2 protein-coding genes are annotated in these 971 nt (G+C 72.6%); both read left to right on the top strand.

The window, feature by feature from the left end; translation table 11 throughout:
- Positions 1-402, top strand: a 402-nt coding sequence (locus AC2W7C_RS18430) for a translation initiation factor IF-2 (RefSeq protein WP_486002640.1), incomplete at its 5' end; no start/stop codon positions are given.
- 104 nt (positions 403-506) lie between these two features.
- Positions 507-971 (top strand): hypothetical protein (locus AC2W7C_RS18425; protein WP_486002639.1); only part of this gene is annotated, 465 nt, incomplete at its 3' end.

The raw sequence follows: 971 nt of genomic DNA, 5'->3' as shown, positions 1-971 counted from the left end.
GCCCAGCAGGCCGCCTCCGCCCCGCCCGCCCCTCCGGCCGCGGACGCTTCCGCCGACGCCGAAGCCGCCTTCGAGGCCAAGGCCGAGGCGTTCGGAGAGCGCATCGAGGAGATGCGGCGCGAAATGCAGGCCGCCGTCGCCGCCGCCAGCGGCGATCAGGCGAAGGCCGACGCCGATCTCGACGCCATCGAAGCCAAGTATCAGCCGGAAGCCGACGCCTTCGCCGCCGAACTGATCGCCTTCATCGACAGCCAGCTCGAAGCCATGCCCGAGGAACAGCGGGCCCAGGCCGCCGCCATGGGCCCGATGATCGAGGCCCAGATCAAGGGCGCCACCGCGCAGGTCCGGGGCGAGGTGCTGCAGGCCGCCGCCGCTCCCCCGGCCCCGGCGCCGGCCCAGTAGAGAGGCGATGCGGTAAGGCGGTTTCGGGCCGCCTTACCGCGATTTCACTTGAGGACGGACGCCGTTCGGCGGATTTTCCTCGGGACCCTTCAAGGAGCCGTCCCATGCTCAAGGCCCTGTCCCTCGCCGCCGCCCTCGCCGTCCTGCCGCTCTCCAGCGCCGTCGCGGATCCGAAGACCCCTTCCGAAGCCGCGCTCGAGGACGCCGCCGCCAAGTTCGAGGCCCGCATGGAGGCGTTCGGCGAGCGCGCCGAGGCCATCGAGGACGACGACGGCCTGACCAAGGAACAGAAGTCCATGCGGATCGCCGCGCTCTGGACCGAGTACAGCCCGGACGTCCAGGCCTTCACCGCCCTGGTGACCGAACACGCCGGGGCGATCGCCGACGAGGCCCTGGCCCAGGTGGACGTGGACGCCATCGTCACCGAGGCCCTCGCCGGGGTCGAGGGCGCCCTGGCCTCGGCGCAGGGCGTCGCCGCGAACGGCGCCTGGGCCTCCAACGATCCGGAGCACATGGAGACCTACGGCCTGGTCGCCCCAGTACGCCGTGGGCGGAGGCGCTGGACGCCG

The organism is Brevundimonas sp. CURTG3B2_SDJG, assembly GCF_057364705.1.
Note: the sequence above shows the minus strand (reverse complement) of the source record. Positions and strands in the feature narration are given on the sequence as shown.